Source organism: Paraburkholderia caffeinitolerans (assembly GCF_902859945.1).
Taxonomy (GTDB): Bacteria; Pseudomonadota; Gammaproteobacteria; order Burkholderiales; family Burkholderiaceae; genus Paraburkholderia; species Paraburkholderia caffeinitolerans.
Window position 1 is genome coordinate 22676 of record NZ_CADIKL010000033.1, and the last position, 20057, is coordinate 42732.

Consider the following 20057-nt stretch of genomic DNA (forward strand, 5'->3'; position numbering starts at 1 on the left):
TAGGAGCCACGAGAAAGATGCTGGGGGAGCCATGTGGCGAGAATGCGGAAAGCGGTGGCTTGCTTGCGAGCTGGTGGTTTTGGCATTGCTTGCGTCTTTAACCGTGGGCATTTGGGGCTGTAAAAAACAGCCGCCGATGGCGACGAATACCGAGGATCCCCAGTGGATCTTCCGGGATGCAACCAAGCCTGCCAAGATTGCTGTCGTCTTCGTTCACGGTATCTTCGGAAGTACAAAAGGTACCTGGACGAACGATAATGGGACGACGTTCTTTCAACTGTTGAAGGCCGATCCGGAAGTTGGGCCGAAGGTCGACGTTTTTGCGTTCGGATTTGAATCAAAAATGTTCAATGGTGGCGGCTCATTGGACGTTCGAGAAGGCGCCAACAAGCTAAAGCTATATCTTTACAGCGAGCATGTTCTGGACTATCCGGTTGTGGTATTCGTCGGGCACAGCATGGGCGGGCTCGTTGTTCTACGCTACCTCGCGAGCAATATCGATCGGGACAGTTCTTTATCTGGAAAAGTGCCGTTGGTGGTTTTATACGCTTCTCCGCAAGAAGGGGCGCAGATCGCCTCGATAGCTAAACTCGCCCTGGAGAATCCGGCGCTAGCGCATATGACGCCAGTCAATGACAATCTGTGGCTTCAGCAATTGACTGATGATTGGACGAGCGTAAAAAAGAAGCCACAGATTGTGTGCGGATATGAAAAAGCTCAGACCTCCGGAGTTCTCGTAGTGCCGTGGAACAGTTCAACGCGGTTCTGCACAGAACCCGGTCAAGCGATTGATGGCGCGAACCACATCGATATCGTCAAGCCTGACCGGCCAACCCATCCGTCTGTTGTGTTGCTTACAACGGCAATGCGCCGCTTCGTTCTTCCAAAGTTGTGCTGTGCTCGTTTGGAAATGCCTGACTTCACCCGTCACGACGACGGGTGGCACTTTTTGATGGATTCCAACATGAAGACCGCCCGAATAATGAATCTGGGGTCGGCGGATTTAAAATACTGGATAGCCGACAAGAAGGATGCCGCGTTGTATATTCTTCCCGATGAATCGGGCGCTACGTTGGCAGGAGAAAGCAGTCAGAATTTGAAGCTTTTACTGATGTTGAATGCGAAGGCAAGTCGGTACACTTTTCATCTCAAGACGAACACGGACGAAGACGAAACTATCGTAGTTGATGTTCCGGACATCGACCGTATTCGTCAGCAGACTTCCGCGCTAGCACAGGACATGCTCTCAAACATTAACTCGTACCTTGCGAGCAGTGATCAAAATGGTGCTTCGGCCAACGAGGTGAGTACGGATAAACTTGCGTCTGTGGCGTACAAGACGATTGACGAAAATCTCCCCGATCTTCCTGGCGGTGAAAAATGGGTGGTCACGGCTGATTTGCTCTCGGCGGCGTCCCTGGACACGGTCGCAGCGCAGGCACTAAGAAAGGCCGATATTTCTTCCGACAAGGCGGCTCGGTCGCCCTATGTATTGAATCTCGCAACCCATCTCCAGCGTGTCACGCGCGAAACGCAGTTCTTCAAAGGCGCTCCACCGCAGGAATTCAATAACTACAAGCTCAATCAATTGTCACCTAACAAGGCCTTTGAAGAGCAGTCCGATACGTCAGGTCAAGAAATGTTCAAGGGCGACGCCAATACCCGTCGCTTATCTATCGAGCTGGCAGAGAATATGAAGAAATTTCCGAACCTTGCCGAAAGTGGCGACAGGCTGGAGGCAAGCGTGAAGCCGGCAACGGGAGACAGGGGTTTGTCCGTGGGCGATTTCACCAAGGAAGTTGCGATCGGGAAAAATCCTGCCCTGCGACAGGAAATCAAAATACAGCAGATGAAAAACTAGGTGGGTTTGAAGTCATTAAAACTCGCAACATCCCCCTCAACCCCCCATCAACTTCAAACCCGCCGGCAGCGCTTCGCCAAACACCCGTCCCGTATCGGCACGATCGAGCGTCACAACCTCACGCACCATCTCAACCCACGTAGCCGGCGCGTTAGCTCCTTCAAGCCGTCGCAGCACCGCCTCACGCACAGCAGGCTCCAAATCCCGCGACCGGTCCCCGGTCATCCGCGCAATCTGCGCCGCAGCGAACATCGCGGGCTCAACCTTCTTCCAATCAAGCGCGAGAATCGCATCGAGCCATCGCGTAGCCACCTCGGGCGCGACAACCCCATGCGCGCTGCCATAAAAAGGCAAACGCGCCCCAATGCGTCCCACGGCCCACCAACTCTGATGATTCTCCGCAGGCTTCTGCAACCGCGCCAAAAGCTGCTCGCCGATCTCGACCTTGCGCTCGGCGGCAATGCGCTCGAGCGAAGCATAAAGCCGCACCATATCCGCATGCCCGAGCTTCGCGGGATCGAACGGAAGCTTGTGCTTCTTCGAGCTCGCCGCTTCTTCGAGCCAGCGCATCGCTTCGAGCACCTGCTCCTGCGCGGCTTCGTCGAGCCCGCCTGCCGTGCGCCGCCACAGCGTCCACCATTCGGACCAGACCTGGCCTTCGTTGACGTGCTGAATACCGTCGTCAAAGAGCGTCCAGAGTTGCTCGACGCGCCACTCATCGAGCGGATAACCAAATCCCGGACGCACGCAGAATCCAGCAAGATTCAGCCACAACCGCTCGTGATCGGGCGAACGGCGTCGTCGCGCTGCGCGTTCCCACAGCGCGCCGAATAGCTCGCGCAGCAGGGGGCCGTCCCAGTTCTGTCGCGGCCCAAGACAATGTTCGAGTTGCGCGCGCAAGCGCTTCACTTCCTTGTGATCGACCTTCGCCGATTTCGCGCCGAAGACGCGGTCGATCAATGCGATGGCTTCGTCGAGCCCGGCGTGGCGCTCGCCTTGATTCGCCGCCGCGCCCGAGGCTTCGTCGCGGCGTAGCTGGAATTCGAGCAGCCAGCGCTGCGTATCGTCGTTGGTGGCGATGCAGCGCACTTCCAGCGTGCCCACTTCGGTCAGTTGCGCGGTGAGTCTCACCGGCCGCTCCTGTTCCGCGCGGCTGCCAGCCGTGCCGCTGGTTTCCTGGCGCTGCACCACGGTGGAGAGCGGCGGCAAGCGCACGAAGTCCGACGACGAAACATCGGCGATCTCGCCGGGCCGCCAGGTCGTGTCCGCGACTGTCGAGACCAAATGGAATTGCACGGGATGGCCCAGACGCAGCGCGAACACGCGGTCGTCGAGGCGCACTTCGTGGCCTTCCTCGGTGCCGCGTGGCAGCAGGCAGATGCCGCGCGTTTTTGCGTCGTCGTCGCCATCGCGCTTGCCGTTTTCTTCGTCGAGCACGAGAAAGTAGCTGCGCGGCGAGCCGCCGCCGATGCGCGGCGCGCGCCCCGCGCGTGCCAGCGCGAAGGCGACAGCTCCGCGCGCGACCGCCACGTCGGGCTGATCGTTTTGCAGCACGGTGAGGGGCTGCTCACGCCAGGCGCCCAGCGTTTCTTGCAGCCGTCCAGAGAGCGCTTGCGCGCGGAACACGCCACCGTTGAGCAGCAGCGTATCGGGTACAGGCAAGGGCGCGGGCAGCGCGGTTTCATCGCTATCCGTCGTGCCCAGCGCCTCGCGCGACTGCGCCGCGAAGCGGTGCAGGAACGCCGCGATATGCCGCGTGATCGCCGCATCGGCCGCATACGGCAGGCCAAATTCGACGATGGCCGCGCGCGAGCGGCGCGGCAGGTCGTCGGGGCCGCCTGCGGGGAAGAAGCCGTCCACGACGATGCGTTCGGCTTCGTCGCGTGCAAGCTGGGTCGTGCGCGCGCCGCCGATCAGCCGCGAGCCCGCGCCAAGCAGCGTCACGCCAACAGCCTCGGGCGCTGCTTCACCTAGCAATTGTTCTTTGGCGACGCGGCATCGCTCCACAAGCTGCGAGAGGCTCGCGGCGGAGAGGCGCGCGTTCTCGCCCGCGAGCCGGCTTTCGGCCAGATGCGCGAGCGCGAGGTCCATGTTGTCGCCGCCCAGCATCAAGTGGTTGCCCACGCCGATGCGGCTCAGTTGCGGCTCGCCGTTCTCGACTTGGACCTTGATGAGCGTGAGGTCGGTCGTGCCGCCCCCCACGTCGCACACGAGCACGAGGCGCGTCTGAGCGAGTTCGGTCTGCAGCGTTTCGCGGTGGTGGAACAGCCAGTCGTAGAACGCGGCCTGCGGTTCTTCGAGCAGGCGCAGCGCGGGCAGTTGCGCGCGCCGTGCCGCTTCAAGCGTGAGAGCGCGCGCGCCGTCGTCGAACGAGGCGGGCACAGTGAGCACCACGTCCTGCTTTTCGAGCGGCGCGTGCGGGAAGCGGTGGTTCCACGCGGCGCGCACGTGCGCGAGGTAGCTCGCGCTCGCGTCCACCGGCGAGACCTTGCCGACGTCGTCGGGCGCGCCCCACGGCAGGATCGGCGCGAGCCGGTCCACCGACGCGTGCGAAAGCCAGCTTTTTGCGCTGGCGACGAGCCGACCCGGCACCTGCGCGCCGAGCGTGCGCGCAAGCCGGCCGATGACCGGTTCGGTTGTTTGGGTATCCGAAGCATTCGGCGTGGGCCACGGCAATTGCTGCGCGCCGGGTGCGAGCTCGCCCGGCGCGGGGTGATAGCGCGCCGAGGGCAGGAGCGCTTGCGCGCCCACTTCGCCGGGCGCGGTGAGCTGCTCGATATCGAAGACGCGGATCTCGTCCGCGCCTGCTTCTGCGTAGGCAACGACCGTGTTGCTCGTGCCGAGGTCGATGCCTACGACGTATCGCTTCATGGGACTCAAGAGACGGTTGGCTGGGTTCAGGCGTTCGCGCCGCCGCGCACGTCGAATTCGACCTTCCAGCGCTCGCTGCTGCCGCTCGGCACGGCTTCGAGTTCGAGCGTGCCGGCTTCGGTCACGCGCGCGTGCAGCTTGACGGGCACGACTTCGCCGGACGTGCGTCCCTCGGCCGGCAGCGTGGCCTGGATCTCTTCGAGCTCTTGCAGTTCTTCCGGCGACCAGTAATCGAGCAGCGTGCCCACCTGATCCTGGCGGCGCACCGAGGAGCCGAAGAAGCGAAAGTGCACCGGCTCGCCCACCACGAGGCCGAACTCCTGCGGCGGCAGCGCGGCGTCCGTGCCTTCTTCCATGCCGAACGGCGCGACGCACAGCGCCGAGACCGGCGGCTCGAGCCCCGGCACGGCCGGCATGGCCGATTCGATCGCCACGTAGTACGCGCGCGCCGTGCCTCCGCGAATGCGCACGCCCTTGCCGCGCTTCACATAGCCGTAGTACGCCGCGCCGCGCGCCACGGCGAGGTCGAGGTCGGCGCCGCCCAGCAGGCGTGCAGCCGCCGCGCCTTCAGCCGCGAGCCAGCCGTTGAGAATGTCGAGCACGCGTCCGGCCAGCAGCGGCGACTTGAACACGCCGCCGTTGAACAGCACCGCCGTGGGGTGCAGGAAGCTGGCGCTCCCGGCCTGACCGGCGGCTGCCGCGAACCCTTCGAGTTCCGCGAGCGCGCCCACCTGGCGGCCGAGGAAGGCCGCGAGATGGCGCGTCACGCCCGCGTCCTGCGCGTAGGGCAGGCCGAGTTGCGTGAGGCCGGCGCGGGCACGCGTGACGGGCCGCGCTGCCGCGTCCACTTGCGGGAAGAACCCTTCGAGGATGATCTGCGTGAGTTCGCTGCGCGTGAGTTCGGTGCGGATCGAGCCGCCGATCAGCTTCGAGCCCCGGCTCGGCACGACGAGCGGCACGGTCTCCACGCTCGGGTCGGAGAGCAGCGTTTCCTTGGCCGAACGGCACGCGTAGGTGAGCGCGCGCAGTTGCCACGGATCGGCCTGGGTGCCTTGCGCCGCGAGCTTGCGCGCGACCACGTGGGCGAGCGCGAGATCCATGTTGTCGCCGCCGAGCAGGATGTGCTCGCCCACCGCCACGCGGTGCAGTTCCAGATTGCCTTCGCGCTCGATCACGGCGATCAGCGAGAGGTCGGTCGTGCCGCCGCCGACGTCCACCACGAGGATCACGTCGCCGACCTTCACTTCCTTGCGCCATGCGCCGCCGCTCTTCTGGATCCAGCTATAGAGCGCGGCCTGCGGTTCTTCCAGCAGCGTCATGCGCGCATAGCCGGCGGCCTGCGCGGCCTCGGCTGTGAGTTCGCGCGCGGCCGGGTCGAACGAAGCCGGAATCGTGACGGTGATGTCCTGCTCCGCGAACGGGGCCTCGGGATGCGCGTGATCCCATGCTTCACGCAGATGCGTGAGGTAGCGAATCGAGCTTTCGAGCGGCGAGACGCGCGCGACTTCGGGCGGCGCATCGTTGGGCAGGATCGCGGCGCGGCGGTCCACGCCGGGATGGCAGAGCCAGCTCTTCGCGCTCGACACGAGACGGATGGGCGTGCCGGCACCGCGGCTGCGCGCCATCTCGCCCACGGCGTATTCGCGCGTGGTGGTCCAGGGCAGCGTGAGGTCGCCAGGCGTCAGTTCGCCCGCGTTGGGCAGGTAGAGGAACGAGGGCAGCAGCTCGGGCGATTCGATCGCGCCGGGCGCGGTCAGTTGCGTGACGGGCAGTACGCCCTGGGTGGCTTTTTCGCCGTCACTGCCTGCGAGATCGACGTACGAGAGCGCGCAATGCGTGGTGCCGAGGTCGACGCCGATGGAATAACGCGGATCGCTCACAGTTCCACCTCTGCCGGTGCGAGGACCTTGGCGTCATTCGACTTCACGAGCTTGGGCAGCTTGACGTCTTCGACGCGCCAGCCGCGATGGCTGATCGTGCCGTTATACGGCGCCGCGCCCACCACATTGCCGGTCAGGCGGATGGCGGTGGCGTCGAAGCCTTCGGCGATGGTCACGCGGCTGCCTTCGGCTTCCGTGCGCACCGGGCGGATCGTGAAGTGCTCGCGCAGCGTGGCGCGGCAGCCTTCGTGCACGAGGCGCGCGGCCGCGCCGATGTCGGCGTCGCCATAGTTGGCGATGTCTTCTTCGACGAAGTCCACGAAGCGGGCGTTGCGCTGGAGCAGGCCCAGCAGTTGCAGCGCCGACTGTGGGCTGGCTTCCTCGATGGCGGCCACGGGTGCGGGCGTGGGCGTGGCGACCGGCGCGGAGGCCGGAGCGGGTGCGGGCGCAGGCGCAGGCGTGGATACCAGCGTCTCGCCTTCGCGCAGGCGGCGCACGCCGGCGGCCAGTTCGGCATTGCCGAGAATGGCGAAGAACGATCCGAAGGCAAGCGAGAGCCTGCCCGCGAAGGAAATCTTGGTTTCGGTCATTAAAACAGCTCCAGTGGGCTCGCGCGCTTGGGGCGAGCGGTCCGGCCAGCCTCGCGTCGAGACGCTTACGGTACGTCACGGGGACGTCCAGTGTGTGACGGCGGTGAGCACGTTCGAGCCCCTCGCGTGTGGCAGCCGGCAGGAAAAACATGAGCCCGGCACGGGCTCAATACCCGTATTTTGCCTTATCGCGGGCGAGAGGACCGGGAATCAATCGCGCGGGGGAGTGGCCGTGGTGAGGGCCAGCTTCGTGTCGCGCTTGTTGTTCAGGTAACTCGATACGCGCCGCCGTCTCGCTTGAACGCGTCATGCGTGATTTTCAGTTGATTAATGTCCTGGATAGCGATTTGTGCTGAAGTGCGCTGAATATGCGAGAGGCATATTAAATCGATAGTAATGTTGATTGCTAACAAAATTAATGGCGCGCACTTGAAATTTTAAATACTAATCACGGTGATTAATCAAGATTGCAATTCATGCAGGTGCGCTGAAGTATGCGGCGGAAGGTCGCGCTATTTCTAATTTAATTGGAAGTAATCTTGGCTCGTCGGAAGGAAAGGAAATTTCCATTCATTCGTCGCGTGACTGGAAACGTAATTCGAGAAAATCTGGATAAATAAGATCGATTTTTGTCGGCGGATTATGGATTTTTCTGATGATTTGGAAGGGTGAAATTGGATAATTTCTTGAATTTAATGGGTGATATTTCAGAGGAGAGGGCTCACGAATGAAGCGTTGGATACACGCCGGAGATGCGTGCGGGAAATCGCCGTGCATAACCAACCAATCTTGTCACTCCCGGCATTGAATCGATATAGGGCTGGCAGTGGACTGGAACAGAAGAGGGGAGTAAGAAATGAAACGTAGTTTGCACGCGATGGCCGGGCTGATAGCGATCGCCATGATCGTCCTGTTTATCGTCGCGACGCTCTATTCAGAGTTTTCGGGTAATCGTGACCTCATATTTGTCGTCAAACGCGGCATTGCCTTCCCCGGAATCGAAATTCTCGTCTGTGTGATGGTACTCGCGGGCGGAAGCGGTCGGAGTCTGGCGAAAAGCAGGTCCGTGGCGCTCGCTGCAAAGAAAGCGAGGCGCATGCGATTCGTCGCTCTTAATGGCATCGCGATCCTGATCCCTTGCGCGATATTGCTGGCGTATTGGGCCACGTACGGCATCTTGACGGCTCGCTTTTATGTCGTTCAGTCGATCGAGATACTCGCGGGGCTCACGAACCTGACGATGCTGGTTCTGAATATGAGGGACGGCCTGTTGCTCAAGCGGACTCGAACCGGGAAAGCGACAGCAGGGACACGACGAGAGACATGACGACTGCCGCCGGGGACGATATTGAGAGAAAACTTTGAATACCGATTGGGAATGAGATGAAGACAGATCATTTTATCGATGTGGACGCTTCGGCAGAGGCAGCGTTCCGCGTATGCGTCGAAGTCGAGCGCTGGCCGGAAATATTTCCTCCTTGCATCGACGCGGTTGTGCTCGAGGAAACGATGCGCAGCCAGCGAGTGCGCCTTACGGCACGGGCAAACGACCGGATCTTTACCTGGGAATCGGTGAGAAGCATCGACCGGGCCAATTGTCGTGTCACGTTTTCCCAGGTCAGGCCGGCGCCGCTCGTCAAATCGATGCAGGGCGTGTGGGAGTTCACGCCGAAGGGGGCGAATGGCTGCCGGATCACCTTGAGCCATGAATTCGAATTGCATGATGACGTGAGCGGCCGCGTAGAAGGTGTTGCAACGTCGGCCGATGCAGAGCGTTTCATGCGCAGCACGCTTCATGCGAATAGCACACGAGAGCTCGAGGCCATCGTGACGTGGTTGCGCAGGCAGGCGTGGCGTCACGAGTTCAGTGAATCGGTTGTCATGAATGCCTCGTCTCGTGCGATCTACGATCTATTGCGGGATGCGGAGAACTGGCCGTCGCTGTTGCCTCATTGTCTTGCTGTCGACATGCGCTACGAGGACCCGTGGAACCAGGAGTTCACGATGACTGTAAAGGTGGACGGCAACGTGGAGGAGATCCGGAGCATCCGAAGGTTGTTCGGGGACTCGATCGAATACTTCCAGCCCGAGCCGCCGCCCGCCTTGACGGAGCATCAGGGCCACTGGCGATTACGCGACACGGGGGCGGGCATCGAAGTCACGTCATCGCATGCCGTCGTGCTCAATCCATCATTCTTTTCAGCGCATTGCGCGACAGAGGCGAAGCAAATCGTGGAGCGAGCCATCAACCGCAACAGTCTGGGAACCATGCAGGCCATTCTGAACAAATTGGGAGCGCATCGTGAATGACAAGAAGGCGATTATCACGGGAGGCAGTGGCGGCATCGGCTTGGCAATCGCTGAGCGGTTGCTGCAGGACGGATTCGACTGTGCATTGATTGGCCGGGATGCCGGCAAGTTGCGCCGTGCCGCCGAATTGCTTGGAAGCGATCGCGGCAAGGTCGTGTGTGTTCCCTGTGACATCACGAAGCCGGCTCAGGTCAAGGACTTGGTTTCCACGGTCGCGCAGGCATTCGGATGCGTCGATGTTCTCGTGAACTGCGCAGGACGCAGTGGAGGCGGCGTAACGAGCACTATTACCGACGAACTGTGGCTCGACGTGATCAATACCAATCTCAACGCGACGTTCTTCGTGACGCGGGAGGTGCTGGCGTCGGGGAGCATGAAGAAAGGCGGCAGCATCGTCAACATCGCGAGCACTGGGGGCAAGCAGGGCGTGATCCACGGTGCCCCTTACTGTGCTTCCAAGCACGCAATGATCGGATTGACCAAGGCACTCGGACTGGAGCTTGCGCGCGACGGCTCCGACATTACGGTCAATGCTGTGTGCCCCGGCTTCGTGGAAACGGAAATGGCCGAACAGGTGCGTACCAATTATGCGCGTATCTGGAATGTCTCCACTGATGAAGCGAAGCGCCGGATCGAGCAACGCGTGCCAATCGGACGCTATATCGAGCCGGCCGAAGTCGCCGGACTTGTTTCGTATCTGGTATCGGACCTTGCGCGCGGAATCACGGCACAGGCTATGAACGTCTGTGGTGGTTTGGGCAATTACTGAATTTACATACTCATGACCTGGAGTCCGGAATTGACAAAGCGAAGAGTGGTAATTACGGGACTTGGTGTCGTTGCACCGAATGGAATCGGCATCGACGCTTTTTGGCGAAATTGTCTCGCTGGAAAAAGCGGCGTCACGCGGATCACTGAGTTCGACGTGAATGGCTTCGATGCCCAGATCGCGGGCGTTGTCGAAAATTTCGATCCGATGCGCGCAGGCATTGCGTCGGCCCAAAGCGAGCGGCTCGACCGCTACGCGCTTTTCGCGCTGGCGGCTGCGCAGGAAGCCGTATCTCGCGCGGATCTCAACGTCGATCCGTCCAATTCGGAGCGTGTCGGGGTATGTATTGCGACTGCTATCGCGGGGACGAAGTTCATGGAAGAGGAGTTTCTGCGCCTGACACACGGCGGCGCCGAACCTATTGATCCGGCTGCTGCGTCCGATTGGCTGTTTTACGGCGCGAGCTTTCACATGGCGGCGAGCGAGGTGGCGCGCGCCCTGGATGTACACGGTCCGGTTCAAACGCTCGCGACGGGTTGCACAGCGGGGCTCGATGCGCTTGGCCAGGCGTTCGATCTGATCCGAAGCGGCGAGGCGGATGTGATGATCGCCGGTGCGACGGAAGCGCCGCTCACGCCCATTGCAATGGCTGCATTCGACATTATCGGTGCGCTCGCCAGCGATCGCAACGATCGGCCCACCGAGGCTTCGAGGCCATATGACGCCTCGCGCGCGGGATTCGTGCTTGGCGAAGGCTGCGGAATGTTCGTGCTCGAATCGCTCGATCACGCTATTGCGCGTGGTGCGACGGTTCTTGCCGAAGTGAAGGGATTTGGTTCTACCTGCAACGCATTTCATATGACAGACCTTGCGCCCGATGGCATCGACCTGCATCGCGCGATGGTGCTGGCCCTGGCGGATGCTCGGCTCGACGCCGTCGACGTGGGGCACGTGAACGCTCACGGAAGCTCCACGCAACAGAACGATATCAATGAGACGAATGCCGTCAAACGCACGCTCGGCAATCACGCATACGGCATCCCAATATGTTCCCTGAAATCGATCATCGGTCACGCGCTCGCGGCCGCGAACGCAATCGAGGCTGTCGCAGCTACCTTGACGCTCGTTCATCGGCGGGTGCCGCCAACGATCAACTATGAGAATCGCGATCCGGCGTGCGATCTCGATTATGTCGTCGAAGGCGAGCGGGAAGTCGAGATCGACTGTCTATTGAAAGATGCAAGCGGATTTTCAGGTATTCATAGCGCGCTGGTGCTTGGACGCGTAAACGGCAACGAACCGAGGAGCATGCAGCGATGAAGAACGCCGTGGTTACTGGCATTGGTGTGCTCCTTCCGGCCATCGACAGCCTCGAAGCACTCTGGAATTCGCAACTTACGGACTGTGCGCAACCAAGGCGCCTGGCCAATGGCCTCTACGGATCCGAGATCGTTCCCTCGGCAATCAACGGGCGTCTTTCGCCAAGGTTGTCCAACAAACTCGATGCTTTTACGCGCTATGCGCTCGTTGCCACAGAGTCTGCGTTGGGAGACGCAGGTCTCGTCCTCGACGAAATCGACCGGACCCGTTGCGGGGTCTTCGTCGGCAACAGCTTTGGCGGATGGCAGTTCACCGAGACTCAATTGCGCAATCTGCACTGCGAAGGACCGCGAGCCGTGAGTCCGTTCCAGGCGACGAGCTGGTTTCCGGCCGCGCCCCAAGGGCAGATCACGATCCTCCATGGGATCAAGGGGCATAGCAAGACCTATATGGCCGATCGAGCCAGCAGCTTGCTGAGCGTGGCCGCGGGCGCAAGACAGATTCAGCTCGGTCAGCTCGACGTGGCCATTGCGGGCGGGACGGAAAGCACGAACACTCAATTCGTGCGTCTTGCGCTCGCGAGCCTCGCGGCACGTGACGGAGACCGCGGCCCGGAAGCATTCCGGATTGCCGAGGGGGCCGTATTTCTCGTGCTCGAAGAACAGGGTCGCGCACTATCGAGGGGGGCACGAATCTACGCCAAGATTGGCAGATCGGCGATGTTCAACGCACCTTGTGACGGTGACCGATACAGCGATGATCCAGAACTCATGAAGTCCGTCATGCGCAAGGCATGCGCGGAGGATATTCCTGACGTGATCATGCCGGATGCCTGTGGCCTGATCGATCCGGATAGAGCCGAGAGGCAGGCGTTGCACGATACATTCAAGCGGGTTCCGACCGTTGTGCCGAAGGCGCGCACGGGGCACACATTCGGTGCGGAAGGTGCGCTTGATATTGCCTTCGCCTGCCTGATGCTCGATCGCGGGCGGACATTGCCGCGCTGTCCCGTTGCGACGTCATTCGATGCTTGTCCTGGAACTGATCTTCCCGGTCAGGGCGTTGTACCGAAACGAATCCTGGTCAATGCCCGCGCGACGGGTGGGGCCGCCTGCAGTTTGATGCTTCACGGAGCTGAATGAACCATGATTGATAGACAACAAGTTCTGGTGGCCGTAATGGCGACTATTGCTGAATATCTCGGCGAACAAGGAGAGGGCCGTCTCGCACACGACTCATTGCTCGAACAAGACTTCGGGCTCGATTCGACCGAGATGGTTTGTCTCGCGGTAGATCTGGAAAAGAAATTCAATATTGATCTTAAGGGCGTGAAATTCAGCAATCTTGAGACGCCAGATGATGTTGCAAGGGAAGTTATCGAAGTAATCTCTTCTTCTGCAAAATAAGCTGAAGGCAACATATGTCGTGAAGATTGGCGATATTTAATTTGCAGTGCGAATCTAATTTACCATGCTAGCATCGATTCGGTTCATCTCTCAGTGTGGGTTCGGGCTGGCCACGGACGCACGAGTGTCACATCGTTCCGCGCGGAGTCGATCCGGTCATCGAAACATGATTCTGACTTGCCGGAGCACCGTGGATTTCGACTCGGGCAACTACGGCCGGGGCCGCTACCGGGGGCTCGAGATTGCGTTGTCGACCGGCACGTCAGGACGGTACGAGGCGGAGGATATGGCGGCAGCCGGGGATCCGGGAGATATCCTCGTTCACGCGCACCTCATCTGCAAGTTGCGCGGTGGCATGTCGCCTGGCGTCGATGATTGCTTCCTCGTTACAGCCTGCCGTGTCGCGTCCAGAGATGCGGATCGATTTATGGAACAGTTCGGTCGCGCGGCTGCTTACATGCGGAATCAAGCGGGGTTCGTCCGGGCAAGATTATTTGAGAACGTGGACGACGAAGCGGATCTCCGATTCGTCAACGTGGCGCAATGGCGTTGCACGGACGATTTCGTTGCGGCATTCAATGCTCCAGAATTCAAGTCGATAGTGGCTGGAGGTTTTGAATACTCGAGTGAAATTCTAGTGGCACATCGCATCATGATCGGTAATTAGGGAAAACAAATGTTCTTTCATATCGATTTCATCAAGACCGAAGAGCCGGAAGTTCTGACGAGCCAATGGCGGACTTTCGCGCAAACGTTGGACAAGGCGCCATTTTTTTCAGGAGCCTGGCTCCACAGCACCTACCGATGCCTGAACCAGGATGAGTATCAGCTGGTTGGCATTACGGAATGGGAGGGGGATGGAGCGCATGCCGATCCGCGCGCCGCGAGACCATGCCCGCTTTGTTCTGCTCGAGGCGATGCTCGGGGAGAGCGGAACCTTTATACGGTGTTGAACCAGGGCGGCGACGTGCGCAAGATGTCCTTTACGGGAAACGTCGTGGTGACCAACCCGTATCGAATAGAGCGTGGTGAAGCAGCGAAGTATGCGCAAATGTGGGATGAATCAAAGCGTCACATGGAAATGCAGCCGGGGTTCGTGAATGCCTTTCTTTTTCAGTGCGTTAATCCAGAGAGTGACTATTTCCTTATCAGCCGGGCGGAATGGAAAAGCGAGGAAATGTTTATGAAGCAGTTCGAGGGAAAGGATTTCAGGCGCATCGTCGAACCATTCGAGGGCATATTTTCGATCTGCCTGTCCACCGTTGTGAGCGAAATTTCAGGGGAATCGGGTGGCGAGCAAATTCGTGCCGGCAGGAGGGAGCGATAAATGGTTGACGTAATTGATTTTATAGAAACAAGCGACGCGCCGGCCGCGCGGGCTGTCTGGCTGGCCGTATGCGATTTCCTGTCAATGCAGCCAGGCTATATCGCAGGCGAATTGCTTGAAACCATCCGGAGCGTCCAGCCACGCACAGACGTCAAATTTACCAGCATCTGTCAGTGGGAAAGCGCCGAAGCGTGGCAGGCGGCGCGTACGCTCGCAAGACAGGATGCGGGATTGTCCCGTATCCGTGCATCGACGCCTGCGAAATTCACGGCGTTCAATGGCGTTCTGCAGGCAGGGTGCGGCTACGATGTGCAATCAGGCAGTGCCGGAAGCATGGTGCTGGTCGATGTCGTTTACATGAACGAGGAACGCATGGAGGGCTATGCGCAGATGTGGGCCAGGGCGAAGGCCTTCATGTGCAAGCAGGATGCCTATCTCGGCGCGAGCCTCTATCGTACGATCGACTTGTCGAACGATATCAAGTACGTGAACATCGCTCGGTGGGGCACCATGGAGCATTTCTTTAAAGCGCTCGATACACCGGAGTTTTACGAAATTCTGGGCGACTACGCGCAGGACTTCGCGCTATATCTCAGCAATTCGTCAACTTGCGTGCTGGGCGGAACAAATTTCACGAACCGGCCATCGGAGATCGCCAAATGAGCTACGTCGTCGATATTATTTCCCATGTGCGTGATGACGAGTTTGCCAAAAAGTGGGAAGTCAAGGTCCGGCAACTGTGCGGGTTCACTGGATTTTGCCATGCGGAGTTGTTCGCAAAACGACAGGAAATCGGCGAGGCCGGTTACGACTATCTGGCGGCATATTGCTGGTCCAGCGAGGACTTCCGGCGGGAAGCGCTCGAGCGGGATTTTCCTGGCCGGGAAATTGGCGGTGCCACTGTGGAGCGCGTGACGTGCGGTCTTGCAGTTGAACTGTCGAAATTCTCGCCACATGCACATGGTTCGGCATGGCTCGTCAACCCGTTCGAGATATCCGACGAGGAGATAGTCGATGTCCTCGACATGTGGGACAAGGCGAAGGATCACATGGTTTCCCGTCCTGGGTTCGTCAATGCGAGGCTGTTGCGCGCCGACGGTGCGATTGAGCGGTACGGGCTCGTGAATCTGGCTCAATGGGAAAGCGCGGATCAATTCCTGCATGCGCTGAATGATCGCGCCTACGAAAAACACCGTGAACGCTCCAGGCAATACAAGCTACATCCGTCACTGTGCGAGCGCGTTGCGTGCATCGAGGGTGTCTCGACTAACGCTGCCGAAGTCGCTGTTCGGGAGCGTGCGCAATGACGACACCCTTGGCGCTGGTGACAGGAGCAAGCCGTGGAATCGGCCGGGCCATTTCGACTCTGCTGGCAACCCGGGGCTACGATCTGATTCTCGTCGCACGTGAAGAAAATCCGCTCGAGCGGGTGGCGGAAGAAATCAGCTCGAATTATGGCGTGAACGTCAGTTGCATTGCCGTGGACATCACGGATTTTGAGGCCGTGCGCACGCGCGTGAATTCACGCATCGGCGATTCGGGCCGGCTTGACGTACTCGTGAATTCCGCGGGTATTTTTCGCTTCGGCACCCGCACGTTAGCGACTGAAGATCTCGATAAGATGTTTGCCACAAACGTTACTGCGGCACACAATCTTTGCGCGCTCTGCGCAGACGCGATCAAGGCCTCGGGCAAGGGGCACATCATCAATATTTCGTCCGTTGCCGGTCTCGAAGGGTTTGCGCCGATCGGAGGTTATTCGGCCAGCAAGTTCGCATTGGTCGGCTATGGCCAGTCGCTAGCGCGCGAATTGCTTGGCGAAAATGTGCGGGTGACCACGCTGTGCCCAGACGTTGTCGATACCGACATGTCGAAAGGCTCGGCTCTGCCGTCGGAACTGATGATTGCACCGGATGATATTGCAAAAGCAGTGGACTTCGTACTCTCGTTGTCTCCATCCGCGATTGTCGAAGAACTCGTGATCAGGTGCAAGGCGGTAATCGACATGACGCATGCACGGGTCTGAGGCAGCGTTTCCAGACCGGGTGATGCCTTCGCCCCAATGGGACGCATCCATGTGGCGTGAAACCACTTTCGACCGTCTGTCCACGCTCGATTACGACGGCGAGAGTGTTTCTGTATTCGCGTTTGACGGTGAAGAGGGGCGCTGCTCCATGCGCGCCTGCAGCCGCGAACTCGCACAGCGGCTCTTGAGCGTGCTTGCCCCTGGGGCGCGCGTCGTCAAGGACGCAGCGGGATGTCCACAAGTCGTTGGCGCACGCATGCATATGAGCATCAGCCACAGTGGAGCTTGTCTCGTCATTGCAGTGGGGCCGGAGCGGCTTGGTGTGGATATCGTGCATCTTCGATATCCAGAAAGGTGGAAGGAGATCTATGAATGGATCAATGAACCTCAGGATCTCCCGGCATTCCCGGACGTCAATCTTTTTCTTGAATGTTGGACGGCCAAGGAATCATTGTTGAAGTTGATCGGAGTGGGGCTTGATTTCGGCATGCGCGGGTTATACGGGCCGCCAATCAACGCTTCAGGATGGCGGCCGGGAAAAGCGGGCGCCGAGACCTATTGGTTAAGGCCCCTGCCGGGATACAGGGGGATGGTGATTTGTCTGGCGCTGGAGCGGTTGAGTGTAGTGCAGACCATCCGGGTCAAAGGATTCGAGGGCCCGGGGCTATCCAGGTGAACGCCGCCGGATCTCGTGCGCTTAAGCACTATCCTGATGCTGACTCGCGCTGCTGCTGTCCGTATGGAACACGCGCTTCGTGGCGCGCTTGGTGCCTTCCCAGCCTTCGCGCGTGACATGTTTGGTGCCTTCCCAGCCCTCGCGCGAAACATGCGCGATGCCGTGGCCGACCGTTTTCGCCGCGTCCGCGGTGGCGTGGCCGAAGTCGCGCGCGGCGTGGCCGGTCTTCGTCGCAGCCTCTTTCGAGTCTTGCTTGATGTTCTCTTTCACTTCATGGAGATCGGCGTAGGCAGCCGAGCTCGCCATGCCGGCCAGCAGCGCGGCTAGAACGATGTGGCGTGTTTTCACGTGGGTTCTCCCTTCAAACGGTTATCGGTGGTTCGGGCCAGCGCGCCGGACGCGTCGAGCATCACGGCTGCGCGCCCGTCAAGCAGGACCGCGTCGCCGCAGCGAATCGTGAAGCCGTAGAGGACGTTGTTGCCGTCCCCGCCCAGGCGCTCGGCTTCCACGGTGAGCGGCGCGTCGAACGTGTCGAGGCGCGCGACACGGGCTTCCACGCCGCGCACGCTCGCAAGAAAGCCCACGCGCGGGCGGGTCGTGCTGTCCTGCATGCCCGCGAGTGCGCCGTGCACGGCCATCGCCTGCGCCGCATATTCGATGCCGCACACCGAGGCCAGCCGGCCCTGCGAGCGCAGCGGGTTGTGCGCGTCGCGGTGGCTCGTGGCCGTGCAGCGGATGTGCGTGTCGTCCCATGCGTCAACGCTGTCGAGCAGGCACATCGCGCCGCTGTGCGGAATGTGCGCGGCGATCCACGCGCGGTCGAGCGGCGGGCGCTGCGCAATGTCCTGTGCGTCTTGCGTCATCGCGATCCCTCCGCATGCGTTCCCGGCGACCGCGTCACGTCGATGCGCACACGCGTGTCGGGCAGATAGTCGATCACCACGCTTTCCGCGCGTCCCGTTGCAATCGCTTCGAGCAGCGGCAGCGCGCGCGCGGCGGGATTTTCCACGCGCAGGGCTTCGAGTTCGGGGGAGGCGAGCGTCGTGGCTGGCGCGTCGGTCAGCTTCACTTCGATGCACGCCAATCCGTTTGCATGAGCGTCTTCGGCCAGCGGTGCGAGCACGAACGCCACGCCGAAGCCGTTGTCGATCGGGCGCACCGTGTGCAGCGGCTCCGGGTAGGCGCTCTCGTAGGCAATCAGCAGGCTCGGCGCGCCATCGACGACGATCTGGCAAAGGCTCTCCAGCAGGCCCGCCGCGAAGCTGCCGTCGTGCGCGCACAGCACGTTCGACGCGGCCCGCGAGCGCGCCGCGATGCTCCAGTAGCCCGCCGCCGCGTTGTGCACCGAGTTGTGAAAGCGCGTGGGCGAGAGATGGCGGTCGTCGCTCGAGAGCATTGCGCAGATGGCGTGGCAGTTCTCGCCGTCGGCGCTCGATGCGGCGAATACGGTCGCGAGCGTCGCGCCGTCGCGGCCGCTCGCGGTGAGGGCTTCGTGGCCCGCGGCGAGCGCGATTCTAACGATCGGGCCGGTGCGGCGTCGCTCGGCGGCGGGCAGGCCCTCCGGCGCTGGCGTCGCGGTGCGCGCGCTCGTCCATGGCGCGCGGCCTGCGAGTACGTCGGCGGCGTTTGGCCAGTTGGCGAGGCCAGGCCCGATCAGGCCGATGCTTTCGATGGAGGCGCGCAATTTCATGATGGGTTCACGCTCGCTGTTCGTGCGAATCGTGCGATTCGTGCCGTTCGCTCGACAAGCGGTCCGCGCTGCCAAGAATCAGGCTGCAATTCGTGCCGCCGAAGCCGAACGAATTGCTCAGGACGGTGTGCAGGTCTGCGTCGCGGCTTTGCAGGACATAGTCAAGCCGATGCGCGCCATCGTCCACGAAACCGAGCGCCGGATCGGGCTGCGTCGTGTTCACGCCCGCGGGCACGAAGCGGTGGCGCAGCGCGAGCGCGGCGATCACGGCCTCCAGCGCGCCTGCCGCGCCCAGCGTGTGGCCAGTCGCGCCCTTGGTCGAACTGCACGGCGTGCCGTCGAAGAGGGCGCGCACCGCGAGGCTCTCGGCGGCGTCGTTGCTCGGTGTCGCGGTGCCGTGCAGGTTGATGTAGCCGATCTCGTGCGGCGCGACGCCCGCTGTCGCGAGCGCCTGCTCGATGGCCGCGCGCGCGCCCAGCCCTTCCGGGTGCGGCGACGACATGTGATGGGCGTCGCTCGACTCGCCCACGCCGAGCAGCAGCACGGCATCGTCATCGAGCGCGCTGCGGCCCTCGGGCACGCGCTCGATGAAGGCGAACGCAGCCGCCTCGCCAATCGAGATGCCGTTGCGCGCCACGTCGAATGGCCGGCACGGCTGGCGCGAGAGCAGTTCGAGCGAGTTGAAGCCATACAGCGTGGTGAGGCACAGCGAGTCGACGCCGCCCACGATCGCCGCGTCGATGAGACCGGCTTCGATCATGCGCCGCGCGGAGCCGAACACCTTCGCCCCCGACGAACACGCCGACGAGATCGCCGTGGCCGGGCCACGCAGCGCGAAATACGCGCGCACGAATGCGGCCACGGAATAGGCGTTGTGCGTTTGCGCGTAGCGGAACCCTGCGGGCAGTGCCCCCGTTTGCGGGTCGCGCTGGCTGTACGCGTGCTCGGTTTCGAGAATCCCGCTCGTGCTCGTGCCCATGAACACGCCGACGCGCTCCGCGCCATACCGCGCGGCAGCGGCCTCGACATGCGCGGCGAAGCCGTCTTGCACGAGGCCGAGTTGCGCGAGACGGTTGTTGCGGCACGCGTATTCGGCAAGATCGGCGCGCATCGGCACGGCTTCGACGTCCTCGACCGCGCCGATCCACGTCTCGAGCTCCGCGCGCTCGAAATCGCACGGCGCGAGGCCGCCGCGCTGGCTGCGCAGCGCGTCGAGCGTCGCGTCGAGCCCGCGCCCGAGGCAGCTGGTGGCGGTGAAGTGCGAGAGCAGAAGGGGTTTCACGAAGGTCGAATCCGGTGGCTGTAGCGTGCGAGCTCGAAGGCGAGCCCGC

Annotated in this window: 20 protein-coding genes; 13 read left to right on the top strand and 7 right to left on the bottom strand. The window is 61.3% G+C overall.

The features are described 5' to 3' along the window. Positions 1 to 136 precede the first annotated feature (136 nt). The gene (locus HV773_RS26175) at positions 137 to 1861 is read left to right on the top strand and encodes an esterase/lipase family protein (RefSeq protein WP_175197131.1); all 1725 of its coding nucleotides are present in this window, start codon (positions 137 to 139) and stop codon (positions 1859 to 1861) included. 36 nt (positions 1862 to 1897) lie between these two features. Here the strand turns inward: HV773_RS26175 and HV773_RS26180 are convergent, their stop codons facing one another. From HV773_RS26180 to HV773_RS26190, 3 genes are read right to left on the bottom strand one after another with little or no spacing between them, the layout of a single operon-like run. Then, positions 1898 to 4732: an Hsp70 family protein gene (locus tag HV773_RS26180; protein ID WP_175197132.1), complete on the bottom strand. Its 2835-nt coding sequence runs from the start codon at positions 4730 to 4732 to the stop codon at positions 1898 to 1900. A 26-nt stretch (positions 4733 to 4758) separates the two neighbouring features. Continuing rightward, positions 4759 to 6612, bottom strand: a complete 1854-nt coding sequence (locus HV773_RS26185; protein ID WP_175197133.1) for an Hsp70 family protein — start codon at positions 6610 to 6612, stop codon at positions 4759 to 4761. After that, a complete protein-coding gene (locus HV773_RS26190) occupies positions 6609 to 7202 on the bottom strand; it encodes a DUF2760 domain-containing protein (RefSeq protein ID WP_175197134.1) in 594 nt (197 codons plus the stop codon). The genes HV773_RS26185 and HV773_RS26190 overlap by 4 nt, the downstream gene beginning before the upstream one ends. Positions 7203 to 8058: 856 nt before the next feature. Here HV773_RS26190 and HV773_RS26195 point away from each other — a divergent pair. The 12 genes from HV773_RS26195 to HV773_RS26250 all read left to right on the top strand — a co-directional run bounded on the left by HV773_RS26195 (position 8059) and on the right by HV773_RS26250 (position 17036). Beyond that, positions 8059 to 8529, top strand: coding sequence for a hypothetical protein (locus HV773_RS26195; protein ID WP_175197135.1), 471 nt, complete (start codon positions 8059 to 8061; stop codon positions 8527 to 8529). A 56-nt stretch (positions 8530 to 8585) separates the two neighbouring features. Further along, positions 8586 to 9512 (top strand): aromatase/cyclase, encoded by a 927-nt coding sequence (locus HV773_RS26200; RefSeq protein ID WP_175197136.1) that lies wholly within the window; start codon positions 8586 to 8588, stop codon positions 9510 to 9512. After that, complete coding sequence (locus HV773_RS26205) at positions 9505 to 10281, top strand: SDR family NAD(P)-dependent oxidoreductase (RefSeq protein ID WP_217481942.1); 777 nt, start codon at positions 9505 to 9507, stop codon at positions 10279 to 10281. Before HV773_RS26200 ends, HV773_RS26205 begins: the two co-directional genes overlap by 8 nt. 12 nt (positions 10282 to 10293) lie before the next feature. Then, a complete protein-coding gene (locus tag HV773_RS26210; RefSeq protein ID WP_175197137.1) occupies positions 10294 to 11601 on the top strand; it encodes a beta-ketoacyl-[acyl-carrier-protein] synthase family protein in 1308 nt (435 codons plus the stop codon). Then, positions 11598 to 12743, top strand: a complete 1146-nt coding sequence (locus HV773_RS26215; RefSeq protein ID WP_175197138.1) for a beta-ketoacyl synthase N-terminal-like domain-containing protein — start codon at positions 11598 to 11600, stop codon at positions 12741 to 12743. The genes HV773_RS26210 and HV773_RS26215 overlap by 4 nt, the downstream gene beginning before the upstream one ends. Positions 12744 to 12746: 3 nt before the next feature. After that, a complete protein-coding gene (locus HV773_RS26220; protein ID WP_175197139.1) occupies positions 12747 to 13007 on the top strand; it encodes an acyl carrier protein in 261 nt (86 codons plus the stop codon). 190 nt (positions 13008 to 13197) lie between these two features. Next, positions 13198 to 13674: an antibiotic biosynthesis monooxygenase family protein gene (locus HV773_RS26225; RefSeq protein WP_175197140.1), complete on the top strand. Its 477-nt coding sequence runs from the start codon at positions 13198 to 13200 to the stop codon at positions 13672 to 13674. Positions 13675 to 13683: 9 nt separating this feature from the next. Continuing rightward, positions 13684 to 14334 carry an antibiotic biosynthesis monooxygenase family protein gene (locus HV773_RS26230; RefSeq protein WP_175197141.1) on the top strand — a complete coding sequence of 217 codons (651 nt, stop codon included), beginning with the start codon at positions 13684 to 13686 and terminating at the stop codon, positions 14332 to 14334. Further along, a complete protein-coding gene (locus HV773_RS26235; RefSeq protein ID WP_175197142.1) occupies positions 14335 to 14997 on the top strand; it encodes an antibiotic biosynthesis monooxygenase family protein in 663 nt (220 codons plus the stop codon). Beyond that, positions 14994 to 15641 carry an antibiotic biosynthesis monooxygenase family protein gene (locus tag HV773_RS26240; protein ID WP_175197143.1) on the top strand — a complete coding sequence of 216 codons (648 nt, stop codon included), beginning with the start codon at positions 14994 to 14996 and terminating at the stop codon, positions 15639 to 15641. The genes HV773_RS26235 and HV773_RS26240 overlap by 4 nt, the downstream gene beginning before the upstream one ends. After that, a complete protein-coding gene (locus HV773_RS26245; protein WP_175197144.1) occupies positions 15638 to 16360 on the top strand; it encodes an SDR family oxidoreductase in 723 nt (240 codons plus the stop codon). Before HV773_RS26240 ends, HV773_RS26245 begins: the two co-directional genes overlap by 4 nt. A gap of 49 nt (positions 16361 to 16409) precedes the next feature. After that, positions 16410 to 17036 (top strand): 4'-phosphopantetheinyl transferase family protein, encoded by a 627-nt coding sequence (locus HV773_RS26250; protein WP_175197145.1) that lies wholly within the window; start codon positions 16410 to 16412, stop codon positions 17034 to 17036. Between the two features lie 21 nt (positions 17037 to 17057). Here HV773_RS26250 and HV773_RS26255 read toward each other — a convergent pair whose 3' ends face one another. Genes HV773_RS26255 through HV773_RS26270 form a run of 4 tightly spaced genes read right to left on the bottom strand, consistent with a single transcriptional unit; the run spans position 17058 to position 20008 of the window. Further along, positions 17058 to 17384 (bottom strand): hypothetical protein, encoded by a 327-nt coding sequence (locus tag HV773_RS26255; protein ID WP_377730775.1) that lies wholly within the window; start codon positions 17382 to 17384, stop codon positions 17058 to 17060. Then, a complete protein-coding gene (locus tag HV773_RS26260) occupies positions 17381 to 17899 on the bottom strand; it encodes a hotdog family protein (protein WP_175197146.1) in 519 nt (172 codons plus the stop codon). The genes HV773_RS26255 and HV773_RS26260 overlap by 4 nt, the downstream gene beginning before the upstream one ends. Next, complete coding sequence (locus HV773_RS26265) at positions 17896 to 18726, bottom strand: beta-ketoacyl synthase chain length factor (protein ID WP_175197147.1); 831 nt, start codon at positions 18724 to 18726, stop codon at positions 17896 to 17898. The genes HV773_RS26260 and HV773_RS26265 overlap by 4 nt, the downstream gene beginning before the upstream one ends. Positions 18727 to 18733: 7 nt before the next feature. Then, entirely contained in the window at positions 18734 to 20008 is a 1275-nt protein-coding gene (locus tag HV773_RS26270) for a beta-ketoacyl-[acyl-carrier-protein] synthase family protein (RefSeq protein ID WP_175197148.1), read from the bottom strand. Between the last annotated feature and the right edge of the window lie 49 nt (positions 20009 to 20057).